13 protein-coding genes are annotated in these 17,922 nt (G+C 57.6%); 8 read left to right on the top strand and 5 right to left on the bottom strand.

Features of this window, described 5'->3' with window-relative positions:
* Positions 1–495: 495 nt before the first annotated feature.
* Both ACR1XY_RS23015 and ACR1XY_RS23010 read right to left on the bottom strand, forming a co-directional pair.
* On the bottom strand, positions 496–1,587 hold the full coding sequence (locus ACR1XY_RS23015) for an aminomethyl transferase family protein (protein WP_480596898.1): 1,092 nt from the start codon (positions 1,585–1,587) through the stop codon (positions 496–498).
* Between the two features lie 12 nt (positions 1,588–1,599).
* Positions 1,600–3,168: a trimethylamine methyltransferase family protein gene (locus ACR1XY_RS23010; protein WP_480596896.1), complete on the bottom strand. Its 1,569-nt coding sequence runs from the start codon at positions 3,166–3,168 to the stop codon at positions 1,600–1,602.
* 101 nt (positions 3,169–3,269) lie between these two features.
* On the opposite strand from ACR1XY_RS23010, the gene ACR1XY_RS23005 reads away from it, so the two are divergent.
* Both ACR1XY_RS23005 and ACR1XY_RS23000 read left to right on the top strand, forming a co-directional pair.
* A complete protein-coding gene (locus ACR1XY_RS23005) occupies positions 3,270–4,157 on the top strand; it encodes a LysR substrate-binding domain-containing protein (RefSeq protein WP_480596894.1) in 888 nt (295 codons plus the stop codon).
* Positions 4,158–4,616: 459 nt separating this feature from the next.
* Complete coding sequence (locus tag ACR1XY_RS23000) at positions 4,617–5,030, top strand: DDE-type integrase/transposase/recombinase (protein WP_480596892.1); 414 nt, start codon at positions 4,617–4,619, stop codon at positions 5,028–5,030.
* A 98-nt stretch (positions 5,031–5,128) separates the two neighbouring features.
* On the opposite strand, the gene ACR1XY_RS22995 is transcribed toward ACR1XY_RS23000, so the two are convergent.
* The 3 genes from ACR1XY_RS22995 to ACR1XY_RS22985 all read right to left on the bottom strand — a co-directional run bounded on the left by ACR1XY_RS22995 (position 5,129) and on the right by ACR1XY_RS22985 (position 7,693).
* Complete coding sequence (locus ACR1XY_RS22995; protein WP_480596890.1) at positions 5,129–5,827, bottom strand: hypothetical protein; 699 nt, start codon at positions 5,825–5,827, stop codon at positions 5,129–5,131.
* 446 nt (positions 5,828–6,273) lie between these two features.
* The gene (locus ACR1XY_RS22990) at positions 6,274–6,435 is read right to left on the bottom strand and encodes a hypothetical protein (RefSeq protein WP_480596888.1); all 162 of its coding nucleotides are present in this window, start codon (positions 6,433–6,435) and stop codon (positions 6,274–6,276) included.
* A 367-nt stretch (positions 6,436–6,802) separates the two neighbouring features.
* Positions 6,803–7,693 carry a LysR substrate-binding domain-containing protein gene (locus ACR1XY_RS22985; protein ID WP_480596885.1) on the bottom strand — a complete coding sequence of 297 codons (891 nt, stop codon included), beginning with the start codon at positions 7,691–7,693 and terminating at the stop codon, positions 6,803–6,805.
* 108 nt (positions 7,694–7,801) lie between these two features.
* On the opposite strand from ACR1XY_RS22985, the gene ACR1XY_RS22980 reads away from it, so the two are divergent.
* From ACR1XY_RS22980 to ACR1XY_RS22955, 6 genes are read left to right on the top strand one after another with little or no spacing between them, the layout of a single operon-like run.
* Positions 7,802–9,346: a trimethylamine methyltransferase family protein gene (locus ACR1XY_RS22980; RefSeq protein WP_480596882.1), complete on the top strand. Its 1,545-nt coding sequence runs from the start codon at positions 7,802–7,804 to the stop codon at positions 9,344–9,346.
* Positions 9,343–10,632 carry an aspartate aminotransferase family protein gene (locus tag ACR1XY_RS22975; protein ID WP_480596880.1) on the top strand — a complete coding sequence of 430 codons (1,290 nt, stop codon included), beginning with the start codon at positions 9,343–9,345 and terminating at the stop codon, positions 10,630–10,632. Before ACR1XY_RS22980 ends, ACR1XY_RS22975 begins: the two co-directional genes overlap by 4 nt.
* Positions 10,629–13,028, top strand: a complete 2,400-nt coding sequence (locus ACR1XY_RS22970) for a GcvT family protein (RefSeq protein ID WP_480596877.1) — start codon at positions 10,629–10,631, stop codon at positions 13,026–13,028. The genes ACR1XY_RS22975 and ACR1XY_RS22970 overlap by 4 nt, the downstream gene beginning before the upstream one ends.
* On the top strand, positions 13,025–15,436 hold the full coding sequence (locus ACR1XY_RS22965) for a GcvT family protein (RefSeq protein ID WP_480596875.1): 2,412 nt from the start codon (positions 13,025–13,027) through the stop codon (positions 15,434–15,436). The genes ACR1XY_RS22970 and ACR1XY_RS22965 overlap by 4 nt, the downstream gene beginning before the upstream one ends.
* 4 nt (positions 15,437–15,440) lie before the next feature.
* Positions 15,441–17,111: a thiamine pyrophosphate-binding protein gene (locus tag ACR1XY_RS22960; RefSeq protein WP_480596873.1), complete on the top strand. Its 1,671-nt coding sequence runs from the start codon at positions 15,441–15,443 to the stop codon at positions 17,109–17,111.
* A 19-nt stretch (positions 17,112–17,130) separates the two neighbouring features.
* Entirely contained in the window at positions 17,131–17,451 is a 321-nt protein-coding gene (locus tag ACR1XY_RS22955) for an FAD-binding protein (protein WP_480596871.1), read from the top strand.
* The last annotated feature ends 471 nt before the right edge of the window (positions 17,452–17,922 follow it).

The raw sequence follows: 17,922 nt of genomic DNA, 5'->3' as shown, positions 1-17,922 counted from the left end.
ACCCGCTACGACAGGTGCCCGAAGGTCTTCCTGTCAGCCATCGCCCTCGCAGCACTCGTCATCTATTGGCTATGAGTCCTGACCCTAAGCATAAAATCTTCTGACTAAATATTTGACTTAGTATGCTTGAAACCAAATTTCCCAAGAGGATCGTGGGGTTATCTCTTTCGAAACACCGATTGCAGTTTCCTCCGGTACATTGTGAATTAACCTGAAACTCGCCTTTGCCGTTGCAGCGAATGCTGGAAGGTGGACTGCGACCACAGCAAAATTACACATGGCCAACGCCCGGAATGAGCTGTTCCTCCTACGAGTAAAAGCGTTTCGCCATCGGATGCTGCGCAGATTCGGAGGTCTGCTCTGAGCCCACTTTTTACGGTTCTGCGGAGCGACCGAAAGGCGGATATTTGAGCAATTTTTTTTTGGTTAAAGATTGTCACCGGGGCACAAAGGGCAATCACGAGGATCGCCCATTCGCCATCCAATTACACGTCTTCAGCTATGGGTCAGTGATTTCTCCGGATCGTAAACAGGGCTGGAAACAATTGTCGCTGTCGTATCCAAGCCGTCACCAGTTACCGACAAAGACGTACCGATGGGCAGCCCCGGTAGCACATGGGCCAGAGCCAGAGATTTGCCCGTGCGGTGCGAATGGCAGGGGCTGTTGATCACGCCGACTTCTTCACCATTTATCGAAAGTGTTTCTCCACCTTCGACCATGTCCGGGTGATCAATGTCGAGGCAGACGTTATTGACCTTTTCGCCCCCTTTCGCGGCCATGACCGCCGATTTGCCGCGGAAATCCCCCTTGGACTTGCTGACGGTAAAGTCCAGGCCAACCTCCCATGGGGTGTTGTCCTCGGTCATATCGTATCCGTAGAATAACAGTCCCGCCTCGATCCGCACCTTGTCGAGCGCGGTGAAGGAGCAGGGCATCACGCCTGCTTCCACCAACCTGTCCCAGATATCGGTAACGACACTGCCATCGGCAAAGATCTCGTAACCGCGTTCACCTGAATATCCAGTTCGTGAGATGCGGCAGGTATGGCCAAAAATCGTAGCGGGTGCGTGTTCGAAATAGGCCAGCGTTCCAAGGTCAATATCCGTTTGGGCGTTGAGGATATCCAATGCTGCTGGTCCCTGAACTGACAAGTCGTGCAGGTCGTCGGTAAACTGCACGTCAACATCACGGCCTTCGGCCGATGCTTGCAGCAGCGCCATAGTGCGCCCTGAGCCGTGCACGATCATCCATTCATCGCCGCCGTTGTTCGACACGATCGCATCATCCGCAATCCCTCCGGAATCCGTCAGCACACATAGATAGGCCGCCTTGCCCGGCGTTACTTTTGACAGATCGCGCGTGGTCAGGTGGTCTAGGACTGCTTGCGCGTCAGCGCCGCGCACCATCACCTTTTTCAGCGGAGACATGTCGAACATACCCGCCCGTTCGCGCACAGCATCATGTTCGTCGTTCGGGTCGGTGTTATAGGTCCAGGCAGTACCCATTCCGTTCCAATCCTCGAGCCCTGAGCCCAGAGCGATGTGGCGGGAAGCAAGCGCGGAAGTGCGGCTGAGTTCTTCGGTCATCTGTGTCCCTTTCTAATGCCATTCGTCCGGCATGGCCGATTTGCGTTCAGAGACAAAGTCTGTGAGAGCAGTCAGGATACCGGAATTGATTTCGGGTTGTTGATAGTCGGCCAGCATCTGCCGCCACCGCAGCGAGGCACGTTGGTCGGCTGTGAGCGATCCGTTCTCGACCCAAGCCTCGTATGGTCCGGCGTCGGGGATTTGCGGCTCAAAGTTAGCTGACGTGTAGTGGCGCAGCGTGTGGCTGGTCGACAGAAAGTTCTCGCCCGGCCCGGTTTCGAGATAGGCATCGCGACCAAAGGATTCGTCTTCGGTATCAAAGCCCTGCAAGAGTTTCAGCATCGCGCCGCAATGGTCGAGATCCATGACGAACTTTTCATAGGACATGACCAGCCCGCCTTCGAGCCAACCTGCCGCATGCCACACTTGATGAGCACCAGACAGAAGCGTGGACCACATGGCGCCAGCGCTGTCCTGCATGGCCTGTCCATCAGCCGCGTTCGAAGCAGTGACTTGACCACCTCCCGAGCGCACGGGCACGCCCAATCTGCGACCCAACTGGGTCAGGGCCATCGTCGTCATGTTCGCCTCAGGTGAACCGAAGGTCAGCGCACCGCTGCGCAAATTTATAGTGGAATGGAAGCTGCCGAACACGACCGGACAACCGGGCCGTACCAGTTGTACCAGCGCGATCCCAACCATCGCCTCTGCCAGAGTTTGTGCCGCCACAGCGGCGGGTGAAAGCGGACCCATGGCCCCGGCGAAGATGGCTGGAGATATGCAGACGCATTGGTTCGCCTCGGCATAGATTCGCAGCGCACCGGACATGGTGTCGTCATAGACCAGCGGCGAGTTGACGTTGATATTGGCCTGCATCACTGCGTGGCCATCCATATAGTCACATCCGAAGACTAGCTCTGCCATCTCGATACTGTCCTTGGCTCGCTCGGGCGCAGTGACCGATCCCATGAAGGGTTTGGTCGAAAGAGTCAGGTGCGCCAGCGTCATATCCAGATGCCGTTTGTTCACGGGTACGTCAGTTGGCTCGACAACTGTCCCGCCAGAATGATGTAAGGCCTGTGCGCTGTAGGCGAGCTTTACGAAGTTTCGGAAATCGTCCAGCGTGGCATAACGTCGACCCCGCTCCAGATCGCTCACGAAGGGCGAGCCGTACCCGGGCATCAACACGACGTTGTCGCCGCCTAGCGTTACAGTATTCCTCGGGTCGCGCCCGTGCAGTTTGAAGGATTCGGGAGCTGTGGCGCAAAGTTCCCTCACATGCCCTGGCTCAAAACGCACCCGTTCCCCATCGACCCGCGCACCCGCCTGTCCGAACAGATCCAGAGCCTCCTGGTCGCCCCGGAACTCGACCCCGATTTTGTCCAGTATCCAGTCCGCCTGAACCTCGATCCGGGTAAGCGCGACCGCATTCAAGAGTTCATAAGCCGGTATCCTGCGCCCTGTGAAGGGGAGGGGTTCGCGCAGTGCGTTGTGGCGCGACAAGCGGCCACGGCGTGCTCTGCCCTGGTATGCCTGCCGCAAGGCGGATTTCGGCGTCGTGTTCAATCTGGCCAACGTCATTCCTCCGCTTCATTTGCTCATGACCCAGTGAGCACATGGGCGCAGATCGAAAAATCGAAATTTTCTTTTCTTTGCGTTCAATAATTTTATACGCTTGAGTTATGCGTGCGCATTTTCACCACCATGACTTGCTTAGGCTTTTCGCAGAGATCGCCCGCCACCCGAGCTTTTCGATGGCGGCTGAAGCGCTGAACATGACTAAAGGCGCGATCAGTTATCAGATAAAGACGCTCGAAACCGATCTGGGCGTATCCTTGTTCCAGCGCACAACACGCGGCGTTTCATTGACCGTTGAAGGAACAAAGGTACTGGCGGCCTGTCAGGCACGGTATGAGGAGATCGAAGCGGATCTTCACGCACTCAAGGAGATGTCATCCCAAACCTTGACGGTTGGAGTATCGACCTATTTTGCCGCCCGTTGGCTATCACCGCGGTTGATGACCTTCATGCAGCGGCACCAAGGCGTGCAACTGCGTATCCAGCCGATGATCCAGTTTTCCAGCCATGAAATGCGGGACATTGATTTAGCGATCAGGTGGGGCAACGGGGATTGGGACGACGGTGTCGTGACACCTTTCATGCCCATTCGTTCCTTTCCCGTCGGCAACGCGGACGCTGCACGTCATGTGGAGTCGTTCGGGATGAATGAGGCGATTTCAGACTTCACGCTGCTTCGGGATCGCGATGACAGCAACGCTTGGTCGGAATGGCTGAGCACCGCAGCGCTTCCTCCGCAGACACGACGAGACGTGTTGATCATCCCCGACCCGAATGTTCGGGTGCAAGCCGTGATCAACGGTCAGGGAATCGCCTTGATGGATGATCTTGTAAAAGACGAATTGGAGAACACGAAGTTGTACCGTTTGTCAGATGTTGAACTACCAGAGTATGGCTACTTCATTTTCCGGTCGCATCGGGCGGCCGCATCAGAGCCTGCCCAAGTGTTTTCTGATTGGCTGCAAAGTCAATCCAAGCGATCTCTCAATTAGTTTTGGTGAACGGAAACTTCTTCCCGCATTTCGATCAAATACCATTCAACTTTGGGCTAGCAGCGAATGTCCGGAAAGCGGGCTGCGAGCGCAGCATCCGAGCAAAGTGCTGAGAGGTCGAAATGGATCGACCTTTTTCGCGCGATTTCGCTGCGGCTGCTAAAAGCAGCCACTGTTCGCTTGGCTAAATGGACTCGGTGTTGACCTTATGCGCAGCGCTGCATCCTTCCGCCAGACTCATATCTCACGGTGGAGGATACCCTACACCGGACTTACATCGCTGCAAGTCACGCCGCAGTGGTGGTTAGGCACGTTCAGAACCTTTCAACGAAACCCGCATTGGTAATGGTGCGGCCAGTGCGTACTTTCATACCTTGGAAAAGCGTACGCGGTGGCACCTGTGCGGTTACCAAACATTCACCGACGATCGCGGTAAGGGCACAATCGAAGAAGCGCCCCATGCTGAACGTCTGGAGAATGGACGAAACTTACTTTCGTGTTCGCAGCAAGTGGGCGTACCTCTACCGAGCTGTCGACAAGGTAGGGAACACCCTTGATTTCATGCTGTCTAAACAACGGAACGGCCCTACAGCAACTAAATTCCTGACTAAAGCGCTGTCTTCAAACGGTATTCCAGACAAAGTCGTGATTGATGAGAGTAGAGCCAATGCAGCAGGTATTCGAGATGTGAACAGGATTCTGAAGCGGTTTGGATGCCAAGCTCAGGTGCAGAGAACGGCGCGTTCGACACGTGCATGGGTTCAAACCCTTCGCATCCGCGACCGGATCGAAGGGTGGCATCGAAGTCGCCAATACGATGCGAAAGCAGCAATTCTCAAACGCCATGGTTTCGGGCTTTTGAGTATTTGCTGAGACCGCAGGAAAAATGTGCCCAGCAAATCGCTGACTCTGGTCGTTTCAGAGATTTGCGGCCGAACCATATAAGGGACGCGCAAATCAAGGCTGCCCGATCAGTCCGTTGCAAAGCAGTAAAAAAGGCCCGCCCCGCCCGAACGCGGCAAATGCTCCTCGCCGCAGCCGCGCGAGCCGTGCGATGAGTTCCAGGACACCATGTTGCGTGCATCGTTTAGACCTACACGGTCATGGTGCCCGACAATCGCAGACCCGTTTTCGCTATTTGAAGTCCAATTGCTGCATGTCGTATCGCCGCCTGCTGTCGAGAAGTATCCCGCGGAATCGGAACCGGTCAGAATGTCATGTTTGTTCGGCTTGCTGCCACGCCCGTTGACAGGGTTGCCATTCTCGTCAAGTGCGGTCTGAAGACTAATGTTTACGCTGTCATCGTGCAGATCTTCGACGTTGTTAGCGATGAGTTCTCCCTTGGCATTGAACCATGGGCCCGATCCAATCCGGTCACGTGCAGAAATACCATTGGTGATAGTCATCGGGTCGGTGCTGCGATCAATAGACATGGAGGTGCTCAGATAGGCGGCAAAAGTTTTGGAAGAACCGGCCTCAGAAGCAAGCATATTGCAATGTGCGTCGGCGCCATCGAGCCCGCCGAGATTGGCGCCGTCTCCTTTGCCGACACTAGTGATGAAGAACGACATCTCCTCGTTTCCCGATTGCGCCTGTGCGCTCGCCGCAAAACAACAGATCACAAGCATTGCGACCCCATGAAAGGCTGTTCTGTTGGTAAAACTCGACATGATTATCTCCCTTCGTGGTATGTGATGATCGATGCTAAACGCATGCGCTGATTGGGTCTATGGTATGGAGCTTACGAGTTGGAGAACACAGCAGCAAAGCTGAAGAAGTTTGTGTGAAGGATTATTGATCGGCACTCAAGTAGTAGCAGGCTCTCCTCGCCGTTCTCTGCGCGGAATTGACATTTGGAACCGACTAAGTCGCAGGAGCAGCGAAAAACTGTCGCGGTAGCCTTCTAGCTTAGTCGCCAAAGCACAATTATTCTGTCGACGCTGGCGGCGCGGCATCTTCACTTACCGCGCCCTCTTCAACTGATCTCATCATTGTGAGGCCTAGAACTAGAACAACCAACACTGCAGCGATAATGATGTAATTTCTGTTCACATCCATTCTCCTCGAACAGAGAGCGGCACAATTTGCGACAGGTTCCACGGATTTAAGCAGTGGATTACTTGTCCAGTGCCACGTTGGAAAGCTGCTCGTATCGATCAACCGCAGACAGGTACTCTTTCAACCGTTTGCCCTCATCCGTATCCGGTTCAGATCCCCAAAGGTACTCAATCTCCCGGAGTGCAGCACGGTATTCGGTCGGAGTGCGGACATTGGTCATGGCAATTCCTCAAAAAACAAATCAATGCCGAAACTCATACCTGAAAACACGCGATTCCTCTAGTTGCTTCGACAGTGGGGGTTAGTCAGCGCGATTTTGTGCCCATTGGATAATGAGCCCTAGAGCCACCATTACCGTGTCAGTTGATTGCTGCGGGTGCATTCGTCAGGATTGAGGCTGATTGCAGACCTTCGAGTTTCGGTTGTCGAACTCGTAGGAAGCGGGACGAACCTGTCGTTCGATTTCTGCGTCCTAAGGTCCGCTTTGTACATATCGCGTTCGTTGCGAAAGGTACCACGAACGAAATGATTAAGGTTTCTGCAATACCAACCAATGTCTGGTCGGCGAATAATCGCTAAAATCGCATTCAGGCTCCGGGGAAGTCCGGCGCGTCGTTCTGAGACATCAGCCAATCTATCACGTTTTGCGCCTCTGCCCGGTTTCGAGCACCATCCCGACCCTCAACAAAGTATCCGTGGGTCGGAGTAATTTCTTCCTCGAACAAACGAACAACCCGCCCTTCCCGAAGGTCCTGGTCAATCAAAGGTAGCCAGCCAACAACTGCCCCCTGACCCTCGGCCGCACCTCTTAACAGGACATTTGCGTCTTCGAACACGGCCCCCCGTAAAGGAACTTCTGGCTGCACATTCATGGCGGCAAACCAATCGAGCCATCCCCAGTGGTTCCTTTGGTGCAGAATAGGTAAGGTCAACAAATCCCCAGGCGCTCGAACTGGCCCATGTTGGTCAATATACCCCTTGCTGGCAATCGCGACGGGATGCAGTTCGAGAAGCTTTATGGCGCTGCCTGGCATATCTGCCAGGCGCTCCCAACTGATCACGATATCAGCGTGGGCGTTGCTTTCTGCACGCGGTCGATAGGACGGCACGACCTCCAGTTCGATTTCTGGATGTAGCCCCCAGAGGTCGCTGATCCGGGGCATCAGCCAGCGCGCGGTGAAAATCGGGCCTGCTGAAAGACGCACCACCTTGCGCGTTGTCCGTCGCAGACCATGAACCGTGTGCTCGAGCATGCCGAACGCCTGCGCCGTTGTCTCAGCAAGCCGTTTACCGTCTTCGGTCAACCTGACTTCGCGCCCGGCACGCACGAACAGCTTGATCCCAAGTGTGTCCTCGAGACCCCGAATATGGTGACTGATCGCTGTTGGTGTAATCGACAGATGGTCGGCAGCGGCGCGAAAGCTGCCCTGCCTGGCGGCGGCATCAAAGGCACGAAGGGCGGAAAGGGAAGGCAGCATGCGACCTCATAGATGAGTTTTTCTCACTTCTTGCTGAGGAATGACCATTTGTAAATGCTGCTGGCATAAACAAAACGTGTAGAGGCGTAAACCTGGACTCATGTAGCGATGATCTCAGAATCCCGAAGGCGCGGCCGGAAGGAACGCCTTAAACAGACGGATGAACCCGATGCAAACCCGCCGGTTTGGCCAGGGCTTGAGGGCGCGCGACTGAAACCACTTTCCTCGCAAGAGGTTGCTTTGGTTGAAGAAGCCGTACTGTCTCTGCTGGAGACGCTGGGTCTGAGCCAGGCCATCCCTTCGATGATTGATAGGGTCACCAAGGCGGGCGGCCGGTTGACTGATGACGGCCGATTGTTGTTTCCGCGCGTTCTGGTGCAGCGGACAATCGAGCAAGCGCAGAGAGGGTTTACCCTGTGTGGGCAAACTCCGAACCACGATCTGCATATCGAAGGTGCCCGCGTCCACATGTCGACCGGAGGTGCGGCGCCAGGTGTCTTTGACATGGATACCGGGGACTACCGGGACTCGACCCTTTGCGATCTTTACGATGCGGCGCGGATCGTTGACCGGATGGACAACATCCATCATTTCAGCCGCTCGGTAGTAGCGCGTGATATCGACGACAACGCGGTAATGGACCTTAACACCGCCTATGCCTGCCTGATGGGCACGTCTAAGCATGTGTCGATCTCAATCAGTGAACCTGCGAACGTGCCCGCCATCGCCGAGCTTTGCTATCGCATTGCCGGGGGCGAGGCCGCATTTCGCGCTCGTCCTTTCATGACGGTGATGGTTTGCCATGTGGTGCCACCAATGCGTTTTGCTGAAGAGGCCTGCGAGGTGCTGGAGGCGGCGATCAATGCAGGTTTCCCAGTTCAGCTGATCAGCGCCGGTCAGGCTGGGGCGACCAGCCCGGCGACCATTGCCGGCTCTTTGGTTCAGGCGGTGGCCGAAACACTGGCGGGGCTGGTGTTTGCACAACTTGTCGACCCGGGGGTCAAAGCGATCTTTGCCCCGAAGCCGCTGGTGGCCGATCTGCGCACTGGCTCAATGAGTGGCGGCGGCGGTGAACAGGCGATTCTGATGGCGGGTGCGGCACAGATGGGACGGCATTTCGACCTACCTACCTCGTCCATTGCGGGCATTACCGATTCCAAGTGTCTTGATGCGCAATATGGCGCTGAGAAATCACTGGCCGTTGCCATGGCGGCCCATGCGGGGTCCAACATCGTCACGCAAGCGGCAGGCATGATGTCCAGCCTGCTGGGGGTCAGTCATGCGGCCTATATCAGCGACAACGATCTATTGGGCAACATCCTCCGTACCCTGAGAGGCGTTGAGGCCACGCACGAGAATATTGCGGCGGATGTGATTGCCGAGGTTTGTCGAGGTGAAGGTCACTATCTGGGTGAGACACATACGTTCAACCGTATGAAGTCGGACTATTTCTATCCGGATGTCGGCGACCGCCGCACGCCCCGTGAATGGCAGGATGACGGTTCACATCCGGTTGGTGAACGGGCCCGGCAAAGGGCGCGTGACATACTGGCCAGCCACTTCCCGAGCCACATCCCGGACGAAGTTGACCAAACATTGCGCACCCGCTTCGACATCCGTCTTACCCGCGACCAGATCGGCAGGCCAACATGAGAAGCAGCGATCTCAGTACCCGTGCCCGTACCGTCTTGCCCGGCGGTGTGAGTCACGAGCTGCGCTATCGTGAACCGTATCCCATCTTTATCAACCGCGCCAAGGGTGCAGAAAAGTGGGATGTGGACGGTCGACGCTTTATCGATTTCAAGATGGGCTCGGCCAGCCAGATGCTGGGCCATTGCCATCCCGTCATCACCGAAGCGATCCGGAAACAGGCCGAAAGGTCGATATTCTCGGCGGATTGCCATGAGGCCGAGATCACTTGGGCTGAATGGATCAACCGGCTTTACCCTTCGGCTGACCGCACCCGGTTCACTGCTTCAGGGACCGAAGCGACCATGCTGGCGTTGCGTCTGGCGCGGGCCTGGTCTGGCAAGGATCACGTGCTACGCCTCGACGGGCATTTTCACGGCTGGCACGATCATGCGCTGAAAGGCGCAAAGCCGGGCAGTGACAGGGCGTCGTCGCTTGGCATTCCAGGTGCGGTGAACGATCTGATTCAAGTGTGCGCTGCTGAACCGCAGGCGATGCAGGCCGCACTTCAGGATGACCGTATCGGAACAGTAATTGTCGAGGTGTCCGGAGCCAATTACGGCTGCGTACCTCTGGGAACCGAGACTTTACGCGACCTGCATGATGTCGCCCGCGCCGCCGGCGTCGTGCTGATCTTCGACGAAATCATTACCGGATTCCGCTGGTCTCCCGGAGGTCGGCAGGCACGAGACGGGGTCGTGCCAGACCTGACCACACTGGCCAAATCCGTCACAGGAGGGTTGCCTGGCGGGGCCGTCTGTGGCCGGGCCGACATCATGGAGTTGATGAACAACGCGACCTTGCGCGACGGGCTGGCCCCGGCGGTCAGCCACAAGGGAACCTTCAACGGCTCACCCCTGATCGCAGCGGCCGCTTGCGCTGCAATGCCTCTACTTGCAACCGGCGAGGCACAAGCCTGGGCGGACGAAATGGCCGCACGGATGCGCGACGGCATGAACAACACCATGCACACCCTTGGAGTGACCGGCTTGGCCTATGGCGACAGCTCGATCTTTCATGTGCATTTTGGCCGTGACAGTTTGACGGGTCTCTCCCCGGCGCAAATCCGCGGCCTGCCCAAGGCGCAGGTCAAGGCTTACCGCGACGGGATGCTGGAGCGTGGGGTGGACATGATGACCTATACGTCAGGTCTGACTTCTGCTGCCCATACGCCTGAACTGATTGATGAGGCAATCGATGCTTTCCGCGCCACCCTTTCCGACATGATCGGCGGCGGAGTGCTGTCATGACCCTGCCTACCCACGCCCGGACGGTCATCATTGGCGGCGGCGTCATTGGCTGTTCTATTGCCTATCACCTTGCCCGCGAGGGGCGGCGGAATATCGTCGTTCTCGAACGCTCGAAACTGACCAGCGGCACCACCTGGCATGCGGCGGGGCTGGTCCGGCGGTTGCGCCCTTCGGCCACGCTGACCAAGCTGATCAACTATTCCATCGACCTTTATGGCGAGCTGGAACGTGAAACCGGTCAGGCCACCGGCTGGATGCAGACCGGATCTCTGACGCTGGCCACCAATTCGGATCGGCTCACCAACATCAAGCGTCAGGTCTCGTTGGGCCGCGCCTTCGGGCTTGAAGCCGAAGTGGTCGACGCGGCCCGGGCAAAAGAGCTGTGGCCGCTGATCGAAGTCGGCGACGTGATCGGCGCGGTCTGGTCACCCTCTGATGGCAGGGTCAATCCGTCCGATGTGGCGCTCGCATTGTCGAAAGGCGCCAGGACGCGCGGGGTGGAGATTCATGAGGACACACCCGTGACCGGACTGAAAAAGAAGGGCGGACGTGTGTCGGGGGTCGAGGTTGGTGATCACGTGATCGAGGCTGACGAAGTGGTGATTGCCTGCGGACTGTGGTCTCGGGAAGTGGCGGCGATGGCGGGGGCACATATGCCGCTTTATGCCTGCGAGCATTTTTACATCTTGACCAAGCCTTTACCCGAAGTGCAGGCACTTGGCAAAGGTGCGCATCTGCCGACGCTGAACGATCAGGATGCCTTCCTTTATGCCCGTGATGATGTCGAGGGGCTGTTGGTCGGCTCCTTCGAGCCCCATGCCAAGGGCCTTCCACTTGACCGACTGCCCGCCGATTTCTCGTTCGATCTGCTGGATGAGGATTGGGATCATTTCATGCCAATGATGGAAAATGCCCTGCGCCGGATTCCTGCATTGGAACGGGCCGAAGTGCGGATGCTGCTCAATGGACCCGAGAGCTTTACGCTCGACAGCCAGTTCATGCTGGGTGAAAGCCCCGAAGTGCCGGGGCTGTTCCTGACGGGGGGAATGAACTCGACGGGCATCGCGCTGGCGGGTGGAGCCGGCAAAGCCATGGCCGAGTGGATCATCGCAGGTGAGCCGACAATGGAATTGAACGAGGCCGACATCCGCCGGTTCAGCCCGGAAATGAATGTGCTAGGCGCGTTGGAGGCCCGCATCCCCGAGGTCTTAGGTCGTCACTACGACAACCCCTATCCGGGGCGTTCGATGGAGACCGCCCGAGGGCAACGTCGTTCGCCTGTTCACGCAGGGCTGATCGCAGCAGGTGCGCGCTTCGAGGCTCGAGGCGGTTGGGAGCGGGCCGTGCATTTTGGCGGTGACACTGCGCATTTACCACTGAGCTTTGGTGTGCCGACCTGGCGCGAACAGGTAGGGCGCGAGGTCGAAGCCTGCCGCTCGGGCGCGGCCATACTGGACCAAAGTGCGTTCGGCAAGATCATGGTGCAAGGACAGGATGCCTGTGCCTTTCTCAACCGACTCTGCGCGGCGCAGATGCAAGTACCGGTGGGACGCATCGTGTATTCCCAAATCCTGAACGCGCGTGGCGGCGTCGAAAGTGACCTCACGGTGCAACGCCACGGGCCGGACGTCTACTTGCTGATCGTCGGCACTGGTGAGGTTGTGCGCGTCATGAAGCGGATGCGTTATACACGCGACGCATACCGTGTCGAATTCACGGACGTGACGAGCGGCTACGCCATCCTCGGGTTGGCCGGGGCACAGGCGCGTTCCGTGCTACAAGCGACCACCAACATGCCTGTTCCTGAACTCAAGCGATTCCACTTTGGCTCTGTGGAAATCGGCCTTGCACGGGGCTGGGCGGGCCGGCTTTCCTTTACCGGGGAGGAAGGGTTCGAACTTTATATCCCCTCAGACATGGCCATGGCCGCGCATGAGGCTCTGGTCGCGGCGGGCGCGTCCCACGCCGGGCTTTATGCCAGCGGCAGCTTGCGGATTGAAAGTGGCTTTCGCGCCTTTGGCCACGAGTTAACGCCCGGCACCACGCCGTTCGAGGCAGGCTTGGGCGCGTTTTGCGCGATCGGTACCGGATTTGTCGGTGAAGAGGTTTTGAAAACTCAACAAGCCAATAGGCGCATTGCTTCGTTCCTTTTTGACACTCCCGATGCCATCCCGATTCATGACGAGCCAATCTATTTCGACGGGCAGGTTGTCGGGCAGATCACCTCGACAGCGTGGAGCTATCGGTTCGAACGCTCCGTGGCGCTTGGGATGGTCAGCGCACCTTTGAGCGGGCTCGAAACGCAAACCGTGTTAGATGGTTTTGAGGTGGAAATCGCCTGCGCCAGGTTCTCGGCCAAAGCCTCTCTTAAACCCGCCAAGGAGGCCTTCGCATGAGCGACACGATGCGAACCACCCGGGTTGCCATCATCGGCGGCGGCATCATGGGCGTGGCAGCCCAGTTTCAGCTGGCCGAAAATGGCTGGACCGACAGCATTCTGTTTGAAAAGGCGGAACTCACCAGCGGCTCCACATGGCATGCGGCGGGACAAATTGCCCACGCCGTCGGTAACCGCCTGATGGGCTGGATCAACAAAACCTCGATCGAGACCTACAAACGGATCGAAAAGGAAACCGGGCAAAGCATCGGCTGGCATGAGGTTGGGGGCATTCGGATTGCCACGAGTGATGCCGAAGTCGACTGGATGAAGTCGATCATGGGGGTGGGCAAACTGCTCGACCTGCCGATGGACCTGATCGGACCGGATGAGGTCAACGCTATCAACCCGTTCTACAGGGTCGACGATGTTAAGGCGGCCGTTCGCACCTATGAGGACGGGCATATCGACCCTTCGGGCGTGACCATGGCGCTGGCCGCAGCAACCCGGAAACGCGGCGCGGTAATTGAGCGCAATAACCGTGTGACAGGTGCATCACGCAAGGGCGATATGTGGCTTCTCAGGACCGAAAAGGAAGATGTGTTGGCCAAACACATCGTTATCGCTGCTGGTTCTTACGCCAATCAGGTTGGTGAATGGTTCGGGTTGAAAATCCCCAGCGTATCCTGCCTGCACCATTATCTGGTCACCGATACGGTGCCTGAATTCGCAGATCGCCCGGAATTGCCGGTGATGCGCGACAACGCCTTTGGCGGCTATATCCGGCAGGAACAGAAATCAGGGCTGATCGGCATCTACGAGGGCCATGTCTGTCCCACCGTATGGGAAATGCCCGAAGGTGCGCCATGGGCCGCCGAGAACGAGTTGTTTCAGGCAGATTACGATTCGATTGGCGACTTCCTGATGGTGGCCTTCGACAAGATGCCGATCCTGGCCGATCTTGGCATCAAGCGCACCGTGCGAGGGGCGATCACGCACACCCCGGACGGCGGGATGTTGGTTGGGCCGTCGGGCGCGCCAAATGTCTGGCTATCTTGTGGGTCGTCCATCGGCTTGGCATGGGGTGGGGGCGCGGGCAAGGTTTTGGCCGACTGGATGGTGCATGGAGAAACCGAGATCAACACACGCGGATTTGATCCACGTCGTTTCGGTGATTTCGCCACGGATCATTTCATCATCGAACGCACCAAAGACGAATTCATGCGCCGCCATGACACGCCTTGCCCGGGTAAGCAGTTCAATAGCCTGCGGCCGCTGAACCGGCATCCGTTATATGACCGGCTGGCCGCAAGGGGCGCCGTCTTTGGCGAGATCGCCGGGTGGGAACGACCCCGGTATTTTGGCGAGGTCGGCGAGGTCGAACAGTTTGGTTGGGGCCACCAGAACTGGCATAATAACGCCATGACCGAGGCCAAAGCCACGCGCAGGGCTGCTGGGGTGATCGACCTCTGTGCCTTTGCCCAATTCGAGATTTCCGGCAAGGACGCTCACGCGCTTCTGGACCGGCTTTCCGCCAACCGCGTTCCGACGAAAGACGGCAGGATGAGTCTCAATCATCTGCTGACACCGCAAGGCCGTTTTGAGACTGAAATCACCATCTGGCGGATGTCCGAAGATCGGTTTTTCACCGGCTCCCCTATCGCCCGGGCCACACCCGATTTCAACTGGATCAAGTCGCACATTCGCCCCGGCGAGGATGTGCAGATGATTAATCGTTCAGCTGATTGGGGCATGTTGGCCATGTCCGGCCCCGCCTCTCGGCGCATCTTGTCAAGTCTCACTGACATTGACCTGTCGAACAAGGCCTTCCCTTGGCTGTCAGGTCAGGAGATTACTGTGGCAGGCATCGCTTGTTATGCGCTCAGGGTATCGTTTGTCGGCGAGCTGGGCTGGGAATTGCACGCTCCGTTGGAACATATCGGCCTGCTCTACGACGCCTTGTTCAAAGCAGGTGAGCCCCATGGTCTGACCGATATCGGTTCTTACGCCTTCAACGGGATGCGTATGGAAAAAGCTTTTCGGGCCAGCAGCGAGTTAACCGCAGATGTCGGCCCTCAGGATGTTGGCCTCGATCGCTTTGTCGTCAGTAAAGGGAGGGATTTCATTGGCCGCAATGCGCTGCTCAGCCGCACACCAGACTGGGAGTTGTTTTATGGTGAGTTGCACGTCGAAGACGTCGACATTCACGGCGGCGAGCCGGTGCTCCTGAACGGCAAACCCGTCGGCCTAACCACATCCGGCGGTTACGGCTATACGGTCGGTAAATCGCTGGGCTGGCTGTTCGTGCGCAAGGGTACGTCGAAGGATGGCCTGAGCGTGCAGATCCTGAACCGCGCCATCCCCGTAACTGTCCATTCAGATGCCCTGTTTGACCCGCAAAACCTGCGCCCAAGATCCGAGGATTGAGCCGATGACAACCATCAACGGCGGAGAAGCCGTTTACCGCGTTTTGAAAGCCAACGGCATTAACACCGTGTTCGGGTTGCTGGGTGGATCAATGCTGGAACTTTATGATGCGATGTATAAGGGCGGCGAGATCACCTATGTCGGTGGCCGAGATGAGCGGGCTGCAGGGCACATGGCCGATGCCTGGGCACGGATGACGGGTAAGCCCGGCGTGGTGTTGGGGGCGCAAGCCGGGCCCGGCGTCGTCAATATCGTGACTGCGGTTGCGGAGGCACAGCTGGCCTATTCCCCACTTGTGGTGATTGCCGGTGCGATCACCCGCTCTGATCAGTGCAAAGATACGTTCCAGGAAATTGACCAGGTGGCCTTGTTTGCGCCGATCTGCAAACGTTCCGTCATGGTCACCGATCCTTCACGGCTTGCCCCGATGCTGGAGGATGCAATCCGGCTGGCCAACACCGGGCGGCGCGGGCCAGTAGTGCTGCATGTCCCGCGCGATCTTTTTGCCGCTGACGTGCCAGAAGTCACGCCCAATCCGGTGAACATTGCCCGTCCGGGTCCGGCAGCTCCGGTAGATATCACCGCGATTTCCAGGTTGCTTTCGCAGGCCAGACGCCCGGTGATCTTTGCCGGGGGCGGTTTCAAATGGGGCGCCGGGCGCGACGCCCTGACAGCGCTTGCTGAAAAGCTGGAAGTGCCCGTGGTCGCCTCGACCGGGCATGCGGACGTAATGCGACATGGCCACCAGTGGTTTGCCGGTCAGGCAGGGCCGCGTGGCAACCGCGTCGCAAGCCGGTTGACCAAGGAAGCCGATGTGATGGTGGTGCTGGGCGCGCGGCTTGGCTTCAACTCTACATTCCATAGCCACGATTATGTCGGGAAGGACACCAGAATTGCCCATGTGGATGTCGAAGGATCCGCTGTAGGCCGCTACTTTCCCGCCGAGATCGCCGCACAGGGCGATGCCCGCCTGACCGCTGAGGCGCTGTCAAGGGCCGCTACCCGCCCGGCCTGCGAGGATTGGCGCGACACGTTCCGAGCCGACATGGAAAGCCTTGCTGCCGAGCGTGCCCAAGAGGCGGCACTGGACACGCTGCCGATGCACCCGCGCCGCGCGCTGGCGGAAATCCGCGAAACCCTGCCGGAAGACGCCATAGTGACGCTGGACACCGGCAACGCCTGTTTGCAAGCCGCAGATCGGCTAGCGCATTACGCACCGATGAGCCTGATCACGCCGCTGGACTTTGGCCTTGTCGGCTTTGGCCTGGCAGCGGCCATCGGCGCCAAAGCTGCCGCACCCGATCGGCCCGTTGTGGCGATCATGGGCGACGGGGCCGCGGGATACACAATGATCGAAATTCAGACAGCCATTCAGCATGATCTGCCGATCACTATCATCGTGCTGGATAACCAGGCCTGGGGTGCCGAAAAGGCCTATCAACAAGAGTTCTACGGTGGGCGCTTGCTGGGCGCAGAAATCCAGTCACCACGCTATGACAAATTTGCCGAGCTCTGCGGGGGCAAAGGCATCTGGGTCGATGGCCCCGGTGGTATGAACCCTGCCCTGCAACAGGCCATCGCCTCGAACGAGACAACCGTTATTCAAGCCAGAATAGATCCCGGAGCGCTGATGACGCTGCGCAAGGATCTGTTCAAGGCCCAACACAAGGATTGACCGGATGACAAACTAGGATGTGATCATCATAGGGGCGGGCAATGCCGCGTATTGCGCGGCCCATACGGCACGGAAGAACGGGGCCATCGTGTTGATACTGGAATGCTCCAGCGACGAGGAAAACGGCGGCAACTCACGCTACACCGCCGGGGCAATCCGATTTGCCAATGACGGGGTCAAAGATATCAGGGCGCTGTGCCCGGAGTTGCCCGAAGAACAGATAGCGATAACCGATTTTGGCACCTACACCACCGATCAGAACTTTGACAACATGTTTCGTGTCACCCGTTACTGCACCGACCCGGCACTATGCGAGCGGCTGGGATTACAATGCTCCTGAATTCGTCGATCTGGATGTCGGTGACGGGTTCCAGAAACATTCACATCCCTGGGGGATCATGGTCAACGCTACTGGTCGGTGATCTGTCGATGAAGCTGCGGATTTTCGCAACGATACCTGGGCCAAATACGGCCGCGTGATCCTAGATCAGTCGGATCAGTTTGCCTGCCAAATTTTCGAGGTCAAAGTCACTCATCTTCCGCGCGATGATTAGCCATGATTTCTTCAAGGTCGCGATAGGAGGCCGTGTAACGCAAATATAGAAACACGGCGTCCAAAACCACATCCTTGGGGAAATGACAGCCTTTCAAAGCGCCCATACTGAAACCTGCTCGAATTTGATTTCAAAACGAAGGAACCAAGACACGCGCTTAGGTCAACTAGGGTCAGGGCTCATAGCCAATAGATGACGAGTGCTGCGAGGGCGATGGCTGACAGGAAGACCTTCGGGCACCTGTCGTAGCGGGTCGC

The sequence above is a fragment of the Ruegeria sp. AD11(2025) genome, assembly GCF_056542405.1.
The sequence above is the reverse complement of the archived record's forward strand: the minus strand, read 5'-3'. Positions and strand labels throughout refer to the sequence as shown.